At 59.0% G+C, this 19,847-nt stretch carries 17 protein-coding genes; 11 read left to right on the top strand and 6 right to left on the bottom strand.

Annotation, left to right across the window (positions count from 1 at the left end; all coding sequences use genetic code 11):
* The first annotated feature begins 249 nt into the window (after positions 1-249).
* The 7 genes from GAO09_RS20680 (at position 250) to GAO09_RS20650 (ending at position 7,941) form a co-directional block, all read left to right on the top strand.
* On the top strand, positions 250-1,413 hold the full coding sequence (locus GAO09_RS20680) for an AI-2E family transporter (protein WP_153356887.1): 1,164 nt from the start codon (positions 250-252) through the stop codon (positions 1,411-1,413).
* Positions 1,410-2,129, top strand: a complete 720-nt coding sequence (hdaA, locus tag GAO09_RS20675; RefSeq protein WP_153356884.1) for a DnaA regulatory inactivator HdaA — start codon at positions 1,410-1,412, stop codon at positions 2,127-2,129. The genes GAO09_RS20680 and hdaA overlap by 4 nt, the downstream gene beginning before the upstream one ends.
* Positions 2,130-2,191: 62 nt before the next feature.
* Positions 2,192-4,384, top strand: a complete 2,193-nt coding sequence (locus tag GAO09_RS20670; RefSeq protein ID WP_153356880.1) for an RNA degradosome polyphosphate kinase — start codon at positions 2,192-2,194, stop codon at positions 4,382-4,384.
* Between the two features lie 20 nt (positions 4,385-4,404).
* Entirely contained in the window at positions 4,405-5,925 is a 1,521-nt protein-coding gene (gene ppx / locus GAO09_RS20665; RefSeq protein WP_153356877.1) for an exopolyphosphatase, read from the top strand.
* Between the two features lie 13 nt (positions 5,926-5,938).
* Positions 5,939-6,478, top strand: a complete 540-nt coding sequence (locus GAO09_RS20660) for a hypothetical protein (RefSeq protein ID WP_153356874.1) — start codon at positions 5,939-5,941, stop codon at positions 6,476-6,478.
* Positions 6,479-6,661: 183 nt separating this feature from the next.
* Positions 6,662-7,282 carry a glycoside hydrolase family 19 protein gene (locus tag GAO09_RS20655; RefSeq protein WP_209018777.1) on the top strand — a complete coding sequence of 207 codons (621 nt, stop codon included), beginning with the start codon at positions 6,662-6,664 and terminating at the stop codon, positions 7,280-7,282.
* Positions 7,283-7,413: 131 nt separating this feature from the next.
* Complete coding sequence (locus tag GAO09_RS20650; protein ID WP_153356868.1) at positions 7,414-7,941, top strand: hypothetical protein; 528 nt, start codon at positions 7,414-7,416, stop codon at positions 7,939-7,941.
* A gap of 86 nt (positions 7,942-8,027) precedes the next feature.
* Here GAO09_RS20650 and GAO09_RS20645 read toward each other — a convergent pair whose 3' ends face one another.
* The 4 genes from GAO09_RS20645 to GAO09_RS20630 all read right to left on the bottom strand — a co-directional run bounded on the left by GAO09_RS20645 (position 8,028) and on the right by GAO09_RS20630 (position 12,238).
* On the bottom strand, positions 8,028-9,035 hold the full coding sequence (locus GAO09_RS20645) for an aldo/keto reductase (RefSeq protein WP_153356865.1): 1,008 nt from the start codon (positions 9,033-9,035) through the stop codon (positions 8,028-8,030).
* A 216-nt stretch (positions 9,036-9,251) separates the two neighbouring features.
* Positions 9,252-9,695 carry an SRPBCC family protein gene (locus GAO09_RS20640; protein WP_153356862.1) on the bottom strand — a complete coding sequence of 148 codons (444 nt, stop codon included), beginning with the start codon at positions 9,693-9,695 and terminating at the stop codon, positions 9,252-9,254.
* Positions 9,696-9,831: 136 nt separating this feature from the next.
* A complete protein-coding gene (locus GAO09_RS20635) occupies positions 9,832-11,187 on the bottom strand; it encodes an esterase-like activity of phytase family protein (RefSeq protein ID WP_153356858.1) in 1,356 nt (451 codons plus the stop codon).
* A 157-nt stretch (positions 11,188-11,344) separates the two neighbouring features.
* Positions 11,345-12,238: an AraC family transcriptional regulator gene (locus GAO09_RS20630; RefSeq protein ID WP_235938348.1), complete on the bottom strand. Its 894-nt coding sequence runs from the start codon at positions 12,236-12,238 to the stop codon at positions 11,345-11,347.
* On the opposite strand from GAO09_RS20630, the gene GAO09_RS20625 reads away from it, so the two are divergent.
* The gene (locus tag GAO09_RS20625; RefSeq protein ID WP_153356852.1) at positions 12,237-12,644 is read left to right on the top strand and encodes a DUF2000 family protein; all 408 of its coding nucleotides are present in this window, start codon (positions 12,237-12,239) and stop codon (positions 12,642-12,644) included. The genes GAO09_RS20630 and GAO09_RS20625 overlap by 2 nt on opposite strands.
* A 20-nt stretch (positions 12,645-12,664) precedes the next feature.
* On the opposite strand, the gene rnd is transcribed toward GAO09_RS20625, so the two are convergent.
* Positions 12,665-13,810: a ribonuclease D gene (rnd, locus tag GAO09_RS20620; RefSeq protein WP_153356850.1), complete on the bottom strand. Its 1,146-nt coding sequence runs from the start codon at positions 13,808-13,810 to the stop codon at positions 12,665-12,667.
* Positions 13,811-13,937: 127 nt separating this feature from the next.
* Complete coding sequence (locus GAO09_RS20615) at positions 13,938-15,176, bottom strand: MFS transporter (RefSeq protein ID WP_153356847.1); 1,239 nt, start codon at positions 15,174-15,176, stop codon at positions 13,938-13,940.
* A 267-nt stretch (positions 15,177-15,443) separates the two neighbouring features.
* Between GAO09_RS20615 and GAO09_RS20610 the strand changes: the two genes are divergently transcribed.
* The 3 genes from GAO09_RS20610 to GAO09_RS20600 all read left to right on the top strand — a co-directional run bounded on the left by GAO09_RS20610 (position 15,444) and on the right by GAO09_RS20600 (position 19,786).
* A complete protein-coding gene (locus tag GAO09_RS20610) occupies positions 15,444-16,334 on the top strand; it encodes a helix-turn-helix domain-containing protein (RefSeq protein ID WP_153356844.1) in 891 nt (296 codons plus the stop codon).
* Between the two features lie 162 nt (positions 16,335-16,496).
* Positions 16,497-18,626, top strand: coding sequence for a TonB-dependent siderophore receptor (locus GAO09_RS20605; RefSeq protein ID WP_153356841.1), 2,130 nt, complete (start codon positions 16,497-16,499; stop codon positions 18,624-18,626).
* Between the two features lie 260 nt (positions 18,627-18,886).
* Positions 18,887-19,786, top strand: a complete 900-nt coding sequence (locus GAO09_RS20600) for a bestrophin family protein (RefSeq protein WP_153356838.1) — start codon at positions 18,887-18,889, stop codon at positions 19,784-19,786.
* Positions 19,787-19,847: the final 61 nt, after the last annotated feature.

Here is a 19,847-nt window from a genome sequence, read left to right as displayed (position 1 = left end):
TGCCGGAAACGCCCACGGAAAGCAAAGCGAAACCCGGTCAGGGGCATGCATGAATAATTAGGCTCGCAATTGCACGATGGGCCTTCGGATGCAAGCGCCACCACGGTTTGGGCGCGGTTTTACAGTCCGTTCACAGGCTTTTCATGAGGATGATCCACAGCTCACCCCTCATGCCCGCCCTCAAGCTTGACGTTGAGAAGCGGCACCTTCATATCCCAAGAGACAAAAACGCAGCCGAGAGGATACCTTATGGCCTATCATATCAGCGGCACCACCCTCCGGCGCCATATCTATTTCTGGCTCGCCGTGTTCGTGCTGTTCGTGGGCTTCCTGTGGTTCTTCCGCACCATCCTTCTGCCCTTCGTGGCTGGCATGGCGCTCGCCTATTTCCTCGATCCGGTCGCCGACTGGCTGGAACGCCGAGGCCTCAGCCGCATGATGGCCTCGGTGCTCATCCTTGTCGGCTTCGTGCTGATCTTTGCGCTTTCGCTGATGCTGGTCATCCCGGTCATCGTCAACCAGTTCGCCCAGTTTGCCGCCGCCATGCCGGGTTACATCACCCAGTTGCAGCAGATCCTGTCCAGTCCGGAAACCTCGTTCCTGCCCGGTTGGGTGACGAGCCAGATCGACACGGTGAAGCAGAACTTTTCCGAAGTCCTGAGCCAGGGCGCCGGTTTCATCGGCACGCTGTTCGCGCAGGTCTGGAATTCCGGCAAGGCGATCGTCGATGTCGTGTCGCTGCTGATCGTCACCCCGGTCGTCGCCTTCTACCTGCTGCTGGACTGGGACCGCATGGTCAACAAGGTCGATAGCTGGGTGCCGCGCGACCAAGTGCAGGTGGTGCGCCAGCTTGCCCGCGAGATGGATCGGTCCGTGGCCGGCTTCATCCGTGGCCAGGGCTCGCTCTGCCTCATCCTCGGCATCTTTTATGCGGTTGGCCTGTCGCTGGTCGGCCTGAATTTCGGTCTGCTGATCGGCTTCGTCGCGGGCATGATCTCGTTCATTCCCTATATCGGCTCGCTGATCGGCCTCGTGTTGTCGGTCGGAGTGGCACTCGTACAGTTCTGGCCGGAATATACCTGGATCATCGCCACTGCGGGCGTGTTCTTCCTCGGCCAGTTCCTCGAGGGCAACATCCTGCAGCCGAAACTGGTCGGCTCCAGCGTCGGCCTGCATCCGGTCTGGCTGATGTTCGCGCTGTTTGCCTTCGGCGCCATGTTCGGTTTCGTCGGCCTTCTGGTCGCTGTGCCGGCTGCTGCCATGGTTGGTGTGCTTGTCCGCTTCGTGCTGTCGCGATACCTTGATAGCGATATCTATTACGGGCGCTCCGAAACACTGCCGTGGGAAGAGGGAAAACCTCACGCGGTGGATCATGCGGGAACCACCCAGATTACCGTCCAGAAATCAGAATGACCGAAAACGACCGGCAGACGCCTAAGCGCAGCGAGCAGCTGGCGCTATCCTTTTCCCACGATCCGGCAACGGGCCGCGACGACCTGCTGGTCTCCGGCCCGGTCAGCGCAGCCGTGGCGATTGTCGATAGTTGGCCGGCATGGCCGTCGCCGGTCATCGTGCTGGCCGGTCCCGCCGGTTCCGGCAAGACACATCTCGCCAGCATCTGGCGCGAGAAGAGCGGCGCCAGGGACATCCATCCGATCCCCGGCGAACACGCCAATCTGGCGGCAGCCGCAGGCCCAGTCCTGTTCGAGGATGCCGACCGTCGTGATTTCGATGACACCGAACTCTTTCACGTCATCAACAGCGTGCGCGAAAACGGCTCCAGCCTGCTGATGACCTCGCGCACATGGCCGTCCGCATGGGGTGTCACCCTGCCGGATTTGCGCTCGCGCCTCAAGGCGGTAACCATCGTCGAGATCGGCGAACCGGACGAAGACCTCCTGGCGCAGGTGATCGTCAAATTGTTTGCCGATCGTCAGCTTAATATCGATGACAAGATTGTCGGGTATATCGTGGCACGCATGGAGCGGTCACTGGAAGCAGCCCAGCGCGTGGTGGATCAGATCGATCGTCTGGCGCTGGCGCGAGGCACCCGCATCAGCCGCAATATTGCCGCCGAAGTGCTGGAAACCTTCGGCGAAGAAGGCGCTCGCGACGACGGGGACGGTTGACTGTCACAGTTCCGTCGTCAAAACGTTATACCGCCGCAAGGCTAACATATGAGGGACGGGGCATGGACCAGATCGCCGATACGCATGAAGCCAACGAAGTTGAGGCGGCCCCGAGCTTCGAGGAGCTGATGGCCAGCCCCGAGCGCTTTATCAACCGCGAATTTTCCTGGTTGCAGTTCAACCGCCGCGTCCTTGAAGAAACGCTCAATACCGATCATCCGCTGCTGGAGCGCATCCGCTTCCTGTCGATTTCCGCCGCCAACCTCGATGAATTTTTCATGGTTCGCGTCGCCGGCCTAGAAGGCCAGGTGCGCCAGAACATTCTGGTGCGCAGCCCTGACGGCAAGACGCCGGCCGAGCAGCTGGAAGAAATCCTCAAGGAAATCGACAACCTGCAGATGGAGCAGCAGGCTTCGCTTGCCGTCCTGCAGCAGTACCTCGCCAAGGAAGACATCCTCATCGTCCGACCGGCGTCTTTGACCGAAGAAGATCGCAACTGGCTGGCCACTGATTTCGAGGAGGACCTGTTCCCGGTCTTGACGCCGCTTGCCATCGATCCCGCCCATCCGTTCCCGTTCATTCCGAACCTCGGCTTCACCATGGGCCTGCAGCTCGACAGCAAGCACGGCAAGGAGCCGATGACGGGTCTCTTGCGCCTGCCCACGACGCTCGATCGCTTCATTCGCCTGCCCGATGCTGGCGCCACCGTCCGCTACATCACGTTGGAAGACGTGGTGAGCATGTTCACCGACCGCCTTTTCCCCGGTTACGAGGTCAGAGGCGCCGGTACCTTCCGCCTCATCCGCGACAGCGACCTTGAAGTCGAGGAAGAAGCCGAAGACTTGGTGCGCTTCTTCGAAACCGCGCTGAAACGCCGCCGTCGCGGAAAGGTCATCCGTATCGAGACCGATTCGGAAATGCCGGCCTCGCTGCGCCAGTTCGTAGTGCAGGAATTGGGCGTGCCGGACAACCGCGTCGCGGTTCTGCCGGGCCTGCTCGCCCTCAACACGATTTCCGAGATCGCCAAGGCTCCGCGTGATGACTTGCGATTTCCGCCCTACAATGCGCGATTTCCCGAACGCGTCCGTGAACACGCCGGAGACTGCCTCGCCGCCATCCGCGAAAAGGACATGGTGGTCCATCATCCGTACGAAAGTTTTGACGTGGTGGTGCAGTTCCTTCTGCAGGCGGCCCGCGACCCCGACGTCCTCGCCATCAAGCAAACCCTCTACAGAACCTCCAACGACAGCCCCATCGTCCGAGCCCTGATCGATGCCGCTGAAGCCGGCAAGTCGGTGACGGCACTGGTCGAGTTGAAGGCGCGTTTCGACGAAGAAGCCAACATCCGTTGGGCCCGCGACCTCGAGCGCGCCGGCGTACAGGTCGTGTTCGGTTTCATCGAACTCAAGACTCATGCCAAAATGTCGATGGTCGTGCGCCGTGAAGACGGCAAGTTGCGCACCTATTGCCACCTCGGCACCGGCAACTATCACCCGATCACGGCGAAGATCTACACGGACCTGTCCTTCTTTACCTGTAATCCGAAGATCGGTCATGACATGGCCAACATCTTCAACTTCATCACCGGTTACGGCGAGCCGACCGAAAGCATGAAGCTGGCCGTGTCGCCTTATACGCTGCGTCCGCGTATTCTCCGTCATATCGAGGAGGAGATCGTCCACGCCAAGCAGGGCCGCCCGGCTGCCATCTGGATGAAGATGAATTCGCTGGTCGATCCCGAAATCATCGATGCTCTTTATCGCGCTGGCCATGCCGGCGTCGATGTCGATCTTGTCATCCGCGGCATCTGCTGCCTGCGTCCGCAGGTTCCGGGTCTGTCCGACAATATCCGCGTCAAATCGATCGTCGGCCGTTTCCTCGAACACAGCCGCATCTTCTGCTTCGGCAACGGTTTCGGCCTGCCGTCGGAAAAGGCGCTCGTCTATATCGGCTCGGCCGACATGATGCCGCGCAACCTCGATCGCCGCGTCGAAACCCTGGTGCCTTTGCTCAATCCTACCGTGCATGAACAGGTTCTTTCACAGATCATGCTGGGCAATCTCATTGACAACCAGCAGAGCTACGAGATATTGCCCGACGGCACATCGCGGCGGATGGAGGTTCGTCATGGAGAGGAACCTTTCAACGCCCAGCAGTATTTCATGACCAACCCGTCACTGTCTGGACGTGGTGAAGCCTTGAAATCGAGTGCGCCGAAACTGATCGCGGGCGTCATGTCCGGACGAAAGAAATAAGGCCCAACTTGTAGGCTCGCATGGTACGAACAGAAGCTCAGGGGCGCGTCCAAGGTAGCGCTCCTGTTTCCGTTATCGACATCGGCTCGAATTCCGTTCGCGTCGTCATCTACGAAGGCCTTTCCCGCGCCCCAACCACCCTTTTCAACGAGAAGGTGTTATGTGGTCTCGGCAAGGGATTAGGCTCGAGCGGTCGCATGGACCCCGAGGCGGTTGATCGTGCGCTCGCGGCACTGCGTCGTTTCAGGGCCTTGTCTGTGCAGGCAGGTGCCACGGAAATCTACGTCCTGGCCACCGCCGCAGCCCGCGAAGCCTCTAATGGCCCGGATTTCATCCGCAATGTCGAAGGAATTCTCGGCCAGGAAGCGCACGTCCTTTCCGGCGAGGAAGAAGCGTATTATTCGGCGCTCGGTGTCACCAGCGGGTTTCATCATGCCGATGGCATTGCCGGCGATCTCGGCGGCGGTTCTCTGGAATTGATCGATATTCACGACCATGAACTCGGCAAGGGCATAACGCTGCCGCTTGGTGGCTTGCGCCTGTCCGAATATTCAGGCGGCTCTATTGCCAAGGCGCGCGCTTTTGCGCGGCAGCAGGTGAAGTCCGCGAAACTGCTGTCCAAGGGCGAGGGACGTACCTTTTACGCGGTTGGCGGCACGTGGCGCAATGTTGCCAAGCTGCATATGGAAATGCGCGGTTACCCCCTGCATATGATGCAGGGTTATGAGTTGCCACTAGCCGAAATGCAGGCCTTTCTGAAGGAAATTGTCGACGGCACGGCGGCAAAGAACCCGGCCTGGCAGGCGGTCTCGAAAAACCGCCGCGCTCTTTTGCCCTTCGGCGCCGTCGCCATGCAGGAAGTGCTGGCGGTGATGAAGCCGTCGCGCATCATCGTTTCGGCGCAGGGCGTACGCGAAGGCTACCTCTATTCAAAACTGTCGCCTAAAGACAAGGCATCCGACCCGCTTCTGGTGGCTGCCGACCAGCTTGCCATTCTGCGCGCCCGTTCGCCCGAACATGCACGTGAACTGGCGGAATGGACCGGCCGCATGGTGCCGGTGTTCGGTATAGATGAAAGCGACGAGGAAAGCCGCTATCGCCGCGCCGCCTGCCTTCTGGCGGATATCAGCTGGCGCGCCCATCCGGATTACCGTGGCCTGCAGGCACTCAACATCATCGCGCATTCTTCGTTTACCGGCATCACCCATGCCGGCCGCGCTTATATCGCGCTTGCCAACTATTACCGGTTCGAAGGCCTGAGCGACAATGGTGCCACCGGCCCCTTGGCCGCCATTGGTACCCCGCGCCTGCTGGAACTGGCAAAGCTTCTGGGTGGTCTTCTGCGGGTGGTGTATTTGTTCTCTGCATCCATGCCGGGCATCGTCAACCACCTGAGTTTCCGTCCGTCCGTTCAGCCGGATATCGATCTCGAATTCGTGGTGCCGCCAGCCTATCGCGACTTTTCCGGGGAACGTCTGGATGGTCGTTTGCAACAACTGGCAAAGCTGACCGGAAAGCGGCTGGCCTTCCGTTACGAATAAGGACGGGCCGCCCATGGCAAAACGGAGGCTTGTGACGGCGCTGAAGATCATCGGCGTCGTTCTCGTCGTGCTTGTTGCCATTGCGGTCGGCCTCTTCATCTACGCCGTGCATGTGGCCGGCAAGGTCTGGGAAAGTATGGCCGCGTCGGATGACTATGCAATCTCCGGTGATCAATTGACGGAAAAGGCATTCAAGGATGCGTCCGTGGCCACAGTTCGCGGGATGACCTTGCGTCTCGTCCGTTATCGCGCCCATCCCTTTATGGCGGAGTACCGCATGGTGATCGAAGTGACGGCCGGCAATAGCCGGTCTTCGCGCGAGCTGGAACCGGATAGCGGTGGCATGAGCACCGTCAAGCTCTGCAACAATACTGACGGCAGTCTGTTGCTGGAGGACAATGCCTCCATTCTCGAAATAAGCTCTGCCGGTGACATCAGGAAGGTGGAGGACACGACTTCGCAAGTCGCGCGCTGTGCCTGGCCGGTTGGCAAATTCGGTTATGGAGATGTTGGAGGCTACGGCTTCCAGCCCGCAGCCCCTGATCGACCATGAGAAATTCATCTCGCACGCTAATATAATGTGTGATATTGTCACATTTGTTTTCTCAAGGATGCATGTGACATGGTGCTGGTGCTGCGGGGAGCAGACTGGCGCGCGATATTCCCGCGGGCCTCGAATGCAATCCTCCAAGCCTTTATCGACGGAGCGCCGCTTTTAGCCGCTGCGGGCATCACCATGAGCCGTACACGGCTGGCCTATGCCTTGGCCAACGTTAAGCACGAGTGCGATGGTTTCAGTCTCAAGAATCTGACGGAAGACATCTATTATTCCTCGGAAGGGGTGGCCAAGACCTGGCCAGCGAGGTTTTCTGACGCCGCTGCCGTGCGCAAGGCCTATGGTTCGGGCTACGGTTGGCAGAAAAAGGCGATCGACGACATTTATGGCGACTGCATGGGCAATGGGCGCGGCACTACGGATGGCTCACGCTTCATCGGCCGTGGCGGCCCCCAGATCATCGGTCGGGAAGAGTATTGGGAAGTTGGCCAGCGCTGCGGCCTTGATCTGATAAATCGCCCGGAACTCGCTGCGGAGGCAAGGTTTCAGCCAGCCATTCTGGCCGCCTTCTGGAGTTGGAAGGGACTGAATGCTCAAGCCGACGCCGGCAATTTTCACGGGCTTGTGGAAAAATGGAAAGGGCATCGCGTAAGCGTTGCCGATCACGAAGCGCGAATGGCGGGCCATGATCCGATGCTGAGCCGTCTGAACAATGTCGCGGCGCTGATGCCTGTTCTGGAGCCGATCCGTTTTGCGGCACCCGTACCAAGGACATTGGTGGGCCAGCGGCGCTCGGTTTGACGGGATTGACCTGTCGTTCTCAACGCAGCATGTTCTCCGCGGCCACTTCACACTGGCGATGTATGCGCGGGCTTGGCCACAGCGCAGATCGGCAAGTGAATGATGGTGTCGTGGCTGGATTGGAGGGGTAGATGAGGCTTGGCGCAAAGAGGATCGTGCTCGTTTGCCTTCTGTCCATCGCCGTGATTCCGGTCCTGACGATTGCCGGTCCTATTCTGTATGACGGCTGGCGCATCAGCCGCGGCGATTATCCGCTGGCGGACAGGGTCGAGGCCAGGGTCGGCACGCTATCGATGACCTTGGAACGATACGTCATCCATCCCTATCTTGCCGAATATCGTCGTGTTCTGACGGTCGTCACGGCGGATGGCAGCAAACGTGTAAGCGAGCTTTCCACCGACACCGGTGGAGCATCGCGCATCGACGTCTGTGAACTCGGTGACGGTGATCTGCGCCTGAGCGACCGCTTCGGGCATTATCGCCTCGATCACGCGGGTAACATGCTTCCTCTTCAGAGCGCTTCCGTTTCGCAAGGTGGGTCCGGTGGTCTGGTCATATCGGCCGGTATTTCGGGAGAGGTTCCGGAATGCGTGCGAAAGCTGGGACGTTTCGACAGCGATGCCGAGGGCGGTTACATGTTCCAGCCCACCGCGATCTGAGCACAAGCGCGATCATCATTCCTGCCATTGATGGGAATAGGTCCGGGCTACACTTCCGATATGCGGCCCGGATAAACCATGGCCTATCAGACCGGCAGCGGTGCCTCAGGATTGACAAGTCCTGTCGTGCGCAATTCCTGCCAGAAATCGGCCGGAATTTTTTCCCGAAAGGCAGCGCCATCCTCGGCAATGCGTGACGGTTGGCTGGCACCCGGAATGACGGCAGCAACGGCTGGGTTGGCCAGCGAAAATTGCAGGCCTGCCGCCTTCATGCTGACACCGTGGCGATCGGCAATCGCCTTGATCTTCGCGATTTTCGCCGCCATTTCCGGCTTGATCGGCGCGTATTCGAAATTCGGTCCTCCGACCAGCGCGCCCGAACTGTAAGGTCCGCCGACCACCACGCCGAGGCCACGCTCGACCACCATCGGCATCACCCGCTGCAGCGCCTTGTCATGGTCGAGCAGTGTGTAGCGCCCGGCGAGGAGAAAAGCGTCTGGCTTCGGCTCATCCAGTTCCAGCACCAGTTCAATTGGCTCGACGCGATTGACACCGAGGCCCCAAGCCTTGATCACCCCTTCATCGCGCAATCGGTCGAGCGCCTTGAAGGCGCCATTGCGCGCTTCCTCGAACTTTTCGAGCCACCGGTCGCCCCAGAAATCCTGTGCCAGATCGTGCACGAAAGCGATTTCGATATGGTCGGTCTTCAGGCGCTTGAGGCTGTCTTCGATGGAACGCAGTGTCGCGTCGTGACTGTAGTCGTTGACAACCTTGTTGGGCAGGCCATGGCTGAAGACGCCACCCTTTTCACCCTGATCGCGGGCGCTGACATCCTCGACCTCATCAAGGATCACCCGGCCAACCTTGGTAGAGATCACATATTCTTCACGCGGCTTGCCTGCCAGTGCCTCGCCCATACGGATTTCGGCAAGCCCTGCGCCGTAGAATGGGGCATTGTCGTAATAGCGAATGCCATCAGTCCAGGCGGCTTCGACGGTGGCCAACGCCTCGTCGTCGGGAATGTCGCGAAACATGTTGCCGAGCGGTGCCGAGCCGAAACCGATCCGGCTCGGAAGAATATCCTTGAGTGCCATTAGCCTGTCCTCGCTGTGAAATTGTTCACGATGGAAATCCAAGTGCTCAAAAACTCGCGAGGAGGCACGACACGCCGTACAGACGGTCGAGGCAGTTCTCACGCGTCAGGACCTGTTCGGATCGTCAATTCGATCCTAGCCCTGACGCGGATATAAAAATGCACCGCCCTGCCTTCAAGCTCGGGCTATGGTCTTTCTCATTCCGGCATCACGCCATTATTCGCTGATTTCCGGTTCCACCAGCCTGTGCAGGTTCGCCAGGCATTCCTGCCAGCCGAGATAGCAGGATTCGGCGGGTATGACGTCCGGCACGCCGGCCTGGGTGATGTGCATCTCGGTGCCGCAGGATACAGCCTTCAAGGTCACGGTAACTTCCATCACGCCCGGAAGGTTTGGGTCTTCAAAACTGTCGGTGTAACGCAGGCGTTCACCCGGTACGAGTTCCAGAAACTCGCCGCCGAAGGAATGGCTGTCGCCGGTCGTGAAATTTCTGAACGACATTTTGAACGTGCCCCCCACCTTGGCATCGAAATGATGCACCGCGCACGTAAAGCCGTTCGGCGGAAACCATTTGGTCAGTGCGTCCGCTTCGATAAAGGCGCGATAGACCTTTTCCGGCTTGGTGGCGAGAACGCGGTGCAGCTTGATCGTGCTTGGCATGGCTTTTCCTCCTGTTGAACCATTGCTGTGACACAAGGACGGAGAATAGGCCGCGCAACCGACATGCGGCAGTAAATTATTTCGAAAAAATGGAAACGCCCGGCTTTCACAGGGCGCTTCTTACTGGGGCCGTAGCTTACTTCGCCGACAAAAACTCGCCGACTTCCAGCAGGCTGAACTCGTTGTCGTCAGCCTTGTCGACGGCGCGACCGGCCGAGAAGGGCAGGTTATTGTCATTGCCGATGACGATATGGGTGGCATCGACCACGTCGACATTCTCGATGGTCACGAACGGCATGTCGTAGACACCATCCTTCGAGCCGGCCTTCTTCTTGTTGTCCGGGTCCTTGATGTTCATCAGGTCGATATAACCGATCTTACGAACGGCCTTGCCCACATTGGCGTCGCTCATCTCGATCTTGTAAACGCGCTTCAGTTCCGCCGGGGCATCGAAGCAATCAGGCTTCGGCTGTTTCGGATCGGCGCAAGCCTTGTCCTTGGTGCCGGCGCCATTGTCGCGTTCGATCACCAGAGCCGTCGTGTCGTCAATCATGTTGAAATCGCCGATCGCAACACCCTTTTCGGCCAGCGGATAAAGCCAGGACCGTCCGGTCCAGTTTTTCGAAGCGATGTCGAATTCGATGACGCGCAGTGCGGTCGCGGCATCCGCCTGCTCGACCTTGCCGTCTTCTAGGAATAGCGGGCCTTCCAGCAGGCCATAAAGCTTGGAACCGTCCTTCGACATCGCCATGCCTTCATATCCGCCCGAACGCTTGAGGTTGAACACCGGCAGCTTTGCAGTCGGGTTGGCCGGCATGACAAGTGTCGGATTGTCAGGTGACTTCACCGGCTTGCCGTCTACCATGGTCGGCACCACATCGGTCAGCTGGCCGAGTGCATCGACCTTGATCAGGTAGGGGCCGAACTCCTCGCCAAGCCAGAAACCGTCGGCCACAGGCTGGATAGACTCGATGTCGAAATCCGCACCCGTCAGGTAACGTTTGTCAGACCCTTCCATGACGATCGGGAAGGGGGCTATGCGGTTCGGGTCGGAAAGGAAGAGGTTCTTGACCACTTCGACCTTGTTGCCGGCCCAGTCGAACTTGACCTGATGCAGGAAAAGCATGGCGTCCGACGAATTGGACTTTGAGCCGAAACCGTTGTCGGACAGCGTCCAGAACGTGCCATCAGCCATGGTCTTGATGCCCGAAAAACCCTGGATCGGCTGGCCGTCGAACGGCAGTTTCACATCGGTGACGCGCGCGCCATCCTTGCCGTCCACGGTGCCGAGCTTTTCGGTACGCTTGCCCGGAGCGGTAAATTTGCCGGAGGTTTTCAAAAACTCCGGTGCATCGGAAGGAGCCGGGGTTACGGTATTGGCTGGCAGGATCGCTTGTCTGGCGAGCTTTGCCGGGAATTCCCTGTCTTCGGCGTGGGCAGCGCCGGCAAAAAATGCGGCAAAGGCAACGGTGCTGAGAAGAAGTCGGTTCATGGATCACCTGTGGTTTTTGGTCTCGGACACAGGATCGGATTAGAGGCCTCACATGACGCTCAGGTGATCGTCATTTGACAGATCGATGAAGGTTTGATGGCAGGGTTTTTGGAAGCTTATAAAGGGTTTGCGCAGCGATGGCGGATTCTGGACCCGGCTATCGCGCATTCTTCCGCAATGCAATCCACCGTCCCGGTGTCATGCCGAAGGTTTTGCGAAAATGCCGCGTGAAATGTGCCTGGTCGGCAAAACCGGCATCGGCGGCCACATCCGCCAACCTGCCACTGGCGGCCATGAGTTGCTTCGCGCGGTCCAGCCGCCGCATGACCAGGTAATGATGCGGGCTTGTACCCAATAGACGACGGAACTGTCGGGCCAGTTCATAGCGGTCGAGGCCCGTCGCTGCCTCCAATGCCTCGGAGCGGATCTCTTCGCGACAGCAATCTTCGAGGATATCGCGTGCGTACAAGACGGCCGTGCGGGCAGCCGCCTGCACCGTGGTGACGCGGCTGCTCGCCCGTCGCCGAAGCCCGGCTTCCACGCGCATCACTACGTCGTCCAGAGCGAGGTCGCCCGGTTCATGCTCGAGGTCGCACAGAATATCGGCCAGCGCCTGCCACAGCCTCATGTCGCGCACTACCGGATCGGCGACGAAAGGCAGGGACGTGCGATGCCCGTTAACTGCGCCGATCAGGTCCGGCGGCAGATAGATCATCCGGTAGATCAATCCCTCCTCGGTGCCGGCTGCACCATCATGCACTTCGTCGGGATGCAGAACGATGACATTGCCGGGATTGCTGAATCGTCCGGCGCCACGATAGCGAAAGGTCTGCACGCCGTGCAGCGTCAGCCCCAGCGCATAGGTATCGTGTCGGTGTGGCGAAAACCCGTTGCCGTGAAAACGCGCCTCAATGCGCTCGATCCCACGCGAGGGGGGCGCGATGTGCATGCCATCGGCAAATCCAGTCTTGCACGAACGTTCAAGACTGCTGACGGCGTGCCGCGCTAATGGTTCTGTTTCCTGAAAACCGCGAACGGAGTTCTTCTGCATGTTCGACACCAAGATCGCCATCGTCATTCGTGATGATCTCGCCACTTGGCAAAAGCTCAACGTCACCGCCTTTCTGACGAGCGGTATCGTCGCCCAGACGCCGGCGATCATCGGCGAACCATACCGGGATGCGGCCGGTCATGTCTACAATCCGCTCAGTGTCCAGCCTGTCGTGGTGCTGGGCGCCGATCAGGAGACTTTGCGTATCATCCACCGACGTTCGCTGGAGCGTGAGGTGATGACCTCCGCCTACATCGAGGAGATGTTTTCGACGGGCCACGACACAGCCAATCGAGAAGTGTTTGGGCAATTCTCGCCGGATGATGCCAAGCTTGTCGGAATTGCGCTAAGGGCCGAAAAGAAGGTGGTCGGCAAGATCACCAAGGGAGCAAAGATGCATCCTTAGTAAGCAATCGGTGGTCGGCCTTAAAGCTCGACCGCTTCCACCTTCTTGTCGACGAAGCGCAGGGCAACGCTGCCATTGATCAGACGCAGTGCCGTGTCGCCGAAAAGATCACGACGCCAGCCGGACAATGCGCCGACCTGCGCATTCTCGCCTTCTGCCGCGATCTTTTCCAGATCGTCGGTATTGGCGATGATCTTGGCTGCGACGCCCTGACGGTCGGCGACAAGCTTCAGGAGAACTTTCAGCAGCTCAACGGCAGCGGCGGTGCCTTCCGGCACATGCACATGTTTTGGCGCATGTGGCATGTCAGTCTTCGGCAGCGCCAGTGCGGCGTTCACTGCCTCGATGATGGCGGCACCCGAAGCCGAGCGTTCCCAGCCTTTTGGAATGGTGCGAAGGCGGCCAAGCGCCTCGGTATCCTTCGGTTGCTGCTGGGCGATCTCGAACAGACCGTCATCCTTCAGCACGCGCGAGCGTGGCACATTGCGGCTGCGCGCCTCACGTTCGCGCCATGCCGCCACGAATTTCAGGATGGCGAGTTCGGTCGGCTTGCGCAGGCGCGATTTCAGACGCAGCCAGGCGTCGTCCGGGTGCATGTCGTAGGTGGAGGCGCTTTCCAGCACCGCCATTTCCTCGCTCACCCAGAGCGCGCGACCTTCGCGCTCGAGCTGTTCCTTCAGCGACAGATAGGCGTCGCGCAGGTGCGTGACGTCGGCAGCAGCATAGTCCAGCTGCTTGTCGGTCAGCGGGCGACGGCTCCAGTCGGTGAACCGCGACGACTTGTCGATCTGCACGCCCTTGATACGGTTGACGAGCTGGTCATAGGAAATGCTGTCGCCAAAACCGCAGACCATGGCGGCGACCTGCGTGTCGAAGATCGGCTGCGGAATGAGATTGCCGAGATGATGGATGATCTCGATATCCTGACGCGCCGCATGAAAAACCTTCACCACCGAGGTGTCGGCCATCAACGCGAAGAAGGGGGCAAGGTCGATGCCCTTGGCCAGCGGATCGACGATCACTTCCAGGTCCGGGCTCGCCATCTGGATCAGGCACAGTTCCGGCCAGAACGTCGTTTCACGGAGAAACTCCGTGTCGATGGTGATGAATTCCGACTTTGCCAGCTGGATGCAGGCTTCTTTTAGGGCAGCAGTGGTTTCGATCATGATCTTCGTCAGGCGGGGAAATAAAGGTTCAACCTTCCTTTCCCTTTCAATCGCTTATGTCAACCGGAAGGAGCCGTGATGCGACACGAAAGCACCGCAAAGCTGCAAGATTCCGGTTTGTACCGCGTCAATCCTTGTTTTTATCCTCTGGAGGCGCCGCCAGCCGGTTGAAATAGGCGGATGTCCGCAGGAGTGCACGGAAACCTCCGGAACGCTCGGATGGCGGCACTGGCGCGCGCGAACCCATGCGCGCCATCGTATAGATCATGAAGCCGATGAAAATGAACGACGTGTAAGCGAAGAAGGCGCGTGGTCCGAAATTTTCGAGAAGCACGGAGGCAAGCAGCGGCCCGATGGTTGCACCGAGCGACCAGAAAAACAAAAGGCCTGCAGCCACCAGCGCATGTTCTCCCGGTTTTGCGTGGTCGTTGCCATGCGCCGAACACAGCGAATAAAGCGGCATCGAAAAGGCGCCGAACAGGAATACGCCGATGATGTTGGCAATTTCATTCGTGCCCGCCCCGAAGGAGAGGTAGGCACCTGTTATGACCGAACCGAACGTTGCCCACAGGATGACGCGACGACGATCGAGCCGGTCGGAATAGTTCCCCAGCGGATATTGCAGAACCACGCCACCAATGATGCCGGCGCTCATGAAAGTGGCGATCGAGGTGATGCTCATGCCGAGCTCTTCTGCATAGATCGGCCCGATATTGCGGAAGGCGGCCATGGACAGGCCGACGGCAATGACGCCGATCACCGAAAGCGGCGAAATCCGCCACACCGCGCGAATGTCGAAGGACAACGCTTCCGGTGGAGACGGGCTGGATTTGTCGGCGAGCGAAATCGGCACCAGCGACAGGCTCATGGCGATCGCGACGATGCTGAACACCAGCGGCCCATCGATACCGGCGATCGGGATCACGTATTGCGCAAGCGTGACCGAGGAGAGATCAACGACACGATAGACCGACAGCGTTCTCGCCCGGTTCTCGTTGGTCACCTTGGCATTGATCCAGCTTTCCACGGTGGCGAATAGACTGGCCACGGTCATGCCGATGACAAAGCGCATCACGAACCAGAACCACGCCTCAGTCACCAGTGGTAATAGGATCGAGCAGCAGGCGGTGATCGCCGCCATCGCCGAAAAGGTGCGGATATGGCCGATTTGCCGCAATATGCGGGTGACGTAGAGACAGCCGATGGCAAAGCCGATGCTGTAACCGGCGCCGATCAGCCCGATTGTCGAGGTGGCAAAGCCTTCGGCCGAACCGCGCAGGGCAATATAGGTTCCCTGCAATCCGTTGCCGCCGATCAGAATACCGGCCGTGACGAGAAGCGGAACGAGAGGGCGGATATGGGACATCGGGGACCGAAAGAATCGCTGCGCGAGAGATTGACGAATCTCTAGCCCGGCGTGCACTGGAACGACAGGCCATAAAAGACGGAAAGCGGTGCCTGATTTGATTTATCAGCACATTTGAATGCGAGTTTGCCCTTTGTTGATCGCCCTGTAAGCTTGCGACTTGCGAAAAGCAGCAAACATGATAGTTCCGGTCATGATATGGGGTCGACGGGATAGTTCTGTCGATCCTACTCGAAATATTCGGGCAACTGCGGACGGCTCTCTGTTTTGAACTATCTCCATTCGATGAAGTCGCGCACGGAAGGCCTTCGCGCCACGGCTCCGGTCAAATGGCTGGGGCTGGACGGTGCCGTTGGTTGCTTCTGGCAGATGGAAAGCCGGGCGGGAGCGAATTGCCACTTCGTGTCGCCTGATCCGCGCATCCTCGTCTATTTCAATGACGTCTCGACGCGCATCCGCATGTCTAACCGCGGCAAGGGGCAGATGAGCGATCGCCGCGCGATGGCGCGCGCTGTCTATGTGCCGCCGGGAACGCCGATGTGGACCGAAACCAGTTCGCAGCATCGTTTCACCCATCTCGATCTGCATGTTCATCGCGACCGGATGCTGCGGCTTTTGTCCGCGTCGATCGGCACCTCGGCAGCGATGGCAACGATGCGCCGGCCTTCGGAGATAGAGGATATCGGCGCCATCGAGCCGCTCGCAAATCTTCTTGCGGAAGAGATCGTCAATCCGGCGAAGCCGTCGCTTTACGCGGAAAGCCTCATCAACGGTATTGTTGGCGGCTTGCTGGATGTGTCCGGTCGCCCCTGTGAGGAAATTGGCGGCAGGCTGAGCGAGATGCAGATGAAAATGCTGAGCGCTACGGTGGATGCCCGCGAGGATGGCCGTCTGAGCGTTGCAGAAATGGCGGATATGGTTGGCCTGTCCGAAAGCTGGTTCACCAATGTCTTCAAGCAGACAACGGGCAGCACGCCGCTGCAATGGCAGCTTGCCCGACGCATCGAAACGGCGAAAGTCATGCTGTCGGCGGGTGATATGAGTGTCGCAGATATCGCCGCCCGTCTAGGTTTTTCCGATCAGGCGCATCTGACCCGCGTTTTCCGTCAGGCTGTGGGCGGCACACCTGCCGCATGGCGGCGCTTGCAGAACGCATAATCGACAAAGCCCAGACTGAGCTCTGGACATTCCTGCAACAGTGGCGGAAAAGTGGCGCACAGACACAGTGGCTTTTTTCAAAAAAGCGGAATTTTTCTATAACGCAATTGCTGTCCCACCTAGTGGACCGGTCAGTTTACATATCTGCACCGGAGACCAGTCTTGTCGAAGCGGCCACATTTTCTTCTTCTCGGCGCCCTGTCCTGCGCCACCGCCCTGATCATCCCGTCGATCGCGATGGCGCAGTCCGCGCTTTCTGACGCGCAGGCCAATGGCGGTTCCACGGTTCTCGAAACCATCGTCGTGCAGGATGCCAATGCCATCGGTCCGGAAAAGGGTGTCGTTGCCAGCCGCACCAAGGCCGCCAGCAAGACCGATACGCCGATCATCGACGCGCCGGCTGCCGTTTCGGTCGTGACGCAGGACGAGATCAAGAACCGTTCGGCCAGCGACCTGCAGCAGGTCATCGCCTACACGTCCGGCGTCACGGTCGATGAATACGGCTCCGACAACCGCTATGACTTTTTCCGCATCCGCGGTTTTGGCGCGCAGGGCAATGGCGTCTATCGGGATGGCCTGCCGAGCCGCAACATGAGCTTTACCAGCGCGCGTATCGAACCTTACGCCTATCAGCGCGCGGAGGTGCTGAAAGGCTCCACCTCGACGCTCTACGGTCTCAATGCGCCGGGTGGTCTCGTCAATCTCGTCACCAAGCGCCCGCAGGATGTCGCTTTTGGTGAAGTTTATACGACGCTTGGCGAGGATCACGCCGAAGTCGGCGCCGATTTCGGCGGTCCGATCGACGATGCCGGCATATGGACCTATCGCCTGACCACCAAGGGCCAGAACGCCGATGTCGACAGCGAATACCTGCCGGACGACCGTCGTTATGTCGGCCTTGCCATCGGCTTCAACCCGACCGATGCGACGAGCTTCACGCTGCTCACCAATTTCAACAAGCGTGAAGGCAATACCGGCATGAGCATCCCGGTCGGCCGTGGCATCGATCCGCGCACCTATCTCGGCGAGCCCGAGTGGAACGACATGGATTCGATCGAGCGCAATATCGGTTACGAATTCTCGCATGATTTCGGCAACGGCCTGACCTTCCGTCAGAACCTGCGTTACGGCACGCTCGACATGGTCTATCAGCAGGTCTACGGCACATTCACCGGTGTCGGCGCGCCGGCCGGCAGCCGCATCGCCTATGGAGTCGATGGCCATATCGAACGTTTTGGCGTCGACAATCAGCTTGAATACCAGGCGAGTTTCGGCCGCTTCGACAGCAAGACCCTGCTCGGTACCGATTTCGTGCGCGACAATGCCCGCGAAAGCACCAAGCGCGGTTATGCCCTGCCGCTCGCCGATTACAACAACCCGGTTTACGTCGGCACGGATGGCATTTTCATCCGCACCATTACCCCAAGCTCGCTCGACCAAAAATCCACGGGCGTCTACGCGCAGGAAGAATTGACGCTCGATGATCGCTGGATCTTCACCTTCGGTGGCCGTTACGACCATGTCGATACGCTGCAATATAACGGCACACGTTATTTCGACGCGACCGACGAGGCGCTTACCGGCCGTGTCGGCGTCACCTACAAGTTCAACCCGAACCTGTCGGTTTACGCCAACTATTCGGAATCCTTCCAGCCGGTCGGCGCCAACCGCACGACCTATGTCGGCGAAGTCAACCCGATGGAAGGCACCCAATACGAGATTGGAGCCAAGTACCAGCCGGAAGGCATCGACGCGCTGTTCACTGCGTCTCTGTTCGACCTCACCCAGACCAATGTTGCCTATAGCATCGGCAACGGACTTTTCAGCCAGGCTGGTGAAGTGAATGTCCGCGGCCTTGAACTCGAAGGCAAGGTGGCGCTGACGGACCAGATGAACCTGACAGCCGCCTACACGTTCTGGGACGCGGAAATCACAAAAGATGCCACGGCCGCCAATGTCGGCAAGGTGCCGCAGTTGACTCCCCGCCACTCGGCTTCGCTGTGGGTTGATTACACCATTCCAGATATCGCCGATGCCGGCGATCTGACGTTTGGTCTCGGCGCGCGCTTCACCGGCAAACGTTTTGCCGATAACCCCAATACCGTGCCGCTGGCCTCCAACATCGTGTTCGATGCCATGGCAAAGTACCAGATCAACGAAAAGACCGATCTGCAGCTCAACGTCACCAATCTGTTTGATCGCGAATATATTTCGCAGCTCAGCGTGTTCGACAACACGGCGTTTTACGGCAATGGTCGTGAGGTGAAGCTGACCCTGCGCCGGACCTGGTAATCCGCGATCCCCATCGAATGTGATCTCGCCGGCCATCCTTAAATTGGGTGGCCGGCTTTCTTATGCGTGTCTGCACATCGGAAGGCGCGAGACAACCTCGTGATGTCCTGATGGTTGTCGCGCTGATTGGTTCCGCGCGTGCCGCTCACTTCTTCATAACAGCGAATTTAATCGTAATGCTGCATCGCACCTCGATTTTGCTGCATTGCACCTTAAGTTCGAACATCCGAATGTACCGTCGGTGAATGAGGAAGCTTTTCATGGTCTTGCCCCAATCCGCCCGTCTGCATCGAATGCTTGGTTACATCGGCTGGCCACTGGCGCTATTATTTTTTTGGGACATCGCAGTCACGCTCGCTTATGTCTATCTGCCGCATCCTTGGCTAAATCTGCCAGTTCTACCTATGAGCCTTCTGGGCTCGGCGCTTGCCCTGTTTCTCGGCTTTCGCAACAACAATGCCTATAATCGCTGGTGGGAAGGGCGCACGTTGTGGGGCGCCATGGTCAATGCCTCGCGCTCTTATGGTCGTGAGGTCATGCATCTGATCGATGACCGGCCGGAAAGCCAGCGGCTGCGCCACGATCTGGTACTGCGCCAGATTGCCTATGTTCAGGCGCTGCGGTGTCATCTGCGCGGCCAGCCTGTCGGGGAAGAGATTTGCGACTTTCTGCCCGATGGCGAATGCGACGCATTGCAGAACTTTTCCAACATCCCGAATGCCATCCTCAACGGCACCGGCGCCATGCTGGCGGAAGCGGAAAGAAACGGCTGGATCGACACCTTCCGCCGCGTCCAGATCGAGCGCGTGCTGGTGGACATGAGCAATGCGCAGGGCGGCATGGAGCGTATCAAGAACACGCCACTGCCGCGCGAATACGGTTATTACCCGACGCTGTTCGTGCATTTTTTCTGTATTCTTCTGCCGATTGGGCTGGTCGACAGCCTGACCATTTTTACTCCGCTCGCCTCCACCGTCGTCGGTTTCATGCTGTTGGCCATGGATCGCATTGGCGCCGATCTGCAGAACCCGTTTGCCAACCGGGCTCACGACGTGCCGCTGACCTCGATCACTCGCACCATCCAGATCGATCTGGAGCAGTTGCTGGGCAAGACGGAGGCGGCAAAACCGGTGCAGCCGGTCGAACATGTTCTGTGGTAGAAACGCAGATGCCGGACAGGCAAGGGCACACCATGCCTGTCCATATCGCGCCTCCGGTCGC

This window comes from Endobacterium cereale (assembly GCF_009617585.1).
GTDB classification, from domain to species: Bacteria; Pseudomonadota; Alphaproteobacteria; order Rhizobiales; family Rhizobiaceae; genus Neorhizobium; species Neorhizobium cereale.
This window is presented reverse-complemented; position numbering and strand designations above follow the sequence as displayed.

Coding starts and splice junctions, on each gene's coding strand:
- GAO09_RS20655 (WP_209018777.1), top strand. CDS start 6,662: ATGAGCCGTACACGGCTGGCCTATGCCTTGGCCAACGTTAAGCACGAG.
- GAO09_RS20640 (WP_153356862.1), bottom strand. CDS start 9,695: ATGCCAAGCACGATCAAGCTGCACCGCGTTCTCGCCACCAAGCCGGAA.
- GAO09_RS20660 (WP_153356874.1), top strand. CDS start 5,939: ATGGCAAAACGGAGGCTTGTGACGGCGCTGAAGATCATCGGCGTCGTT.
- GAO09_RS20670 (WP_153356880.1), top strand. CDS start 2,192: ATGGACCAGATCGCCGATACGCATGAAGCCAACGAAGTTGAGGCGGCC.
- GAO09_RS20600 (WP_153356838.1), top strand. CDS start 18,887: ATGGTCTTGCCCCAATCCGCCCGTCTGCATCGAATGCTTGGTTACATC.
- GAO09_RS20630 (WP_235938348.1), bottom strand. CDS start 12,238: ATGCAGAAGAACTCCGTTCGCGGTTTTCAGGAAACAGAACCATTAGCG.
- hdaA (WP_153356884.1), top strand. CDS start 1,410: ATGACCGAAAACGACCGGCAGACGCCTAAGCGCAGCGAGCAGCTGGCG.
- GAO09_RS20645 (WP_153356865.1), bottom strand. CDS start 9,035: ATGGCACTCAAGGATATTCTTCCGAGCCGGATCGGTTTCGGCTCGGCA.
- GAO09_RS20635 (WP_153356858.1), bottom strand. CDS start 11,187: ATGAACCGACTTCTTCTCAGCACCGTTGCCTTTGCCGCATTTTTTGCC.
- ppx (WP_153356877.1), top strand. CDS start 4,405: ATGGTACGAACAGAAGCTCAGGGGCGCGTCCAAGGTAGCGCTCCTGTT.
- GAO09_RS20615 (WP_153356847.1), bottom strand. CDS start 15,176: ATGTCCCATATCCGCCCTCTCGTTCCGCTTCTCGTCACGGCCGGTATT.
- GAO09_RS20650 (WP_153356868.1), top strand. CDS start 7,414: ATGAGGCTTGGCGCAAAGAGGATCGTGCTCGTTTGCCTTCTGTCCATC.
- rnd (WP_153356850.1), bottom strand. CDS start 13,810: ATGATCGAAACCACTGCTGCCCTAAAAGAAGCCTGCATCCAGCTGGCA.
- GAO09_RS20680 (WP_153356887.1), top strand. CDS start 250: ATGGCCTATCATATCAGCGGCACCACCCTCCGGCGCCATATCTATTTC.
- GAO09_RS20625 (WP_153356852.1), top strand. CDS start 12,237: ATGTTCGACACCAAGATCGCCATCGTCATTCGTGATGATCTCGCCACT.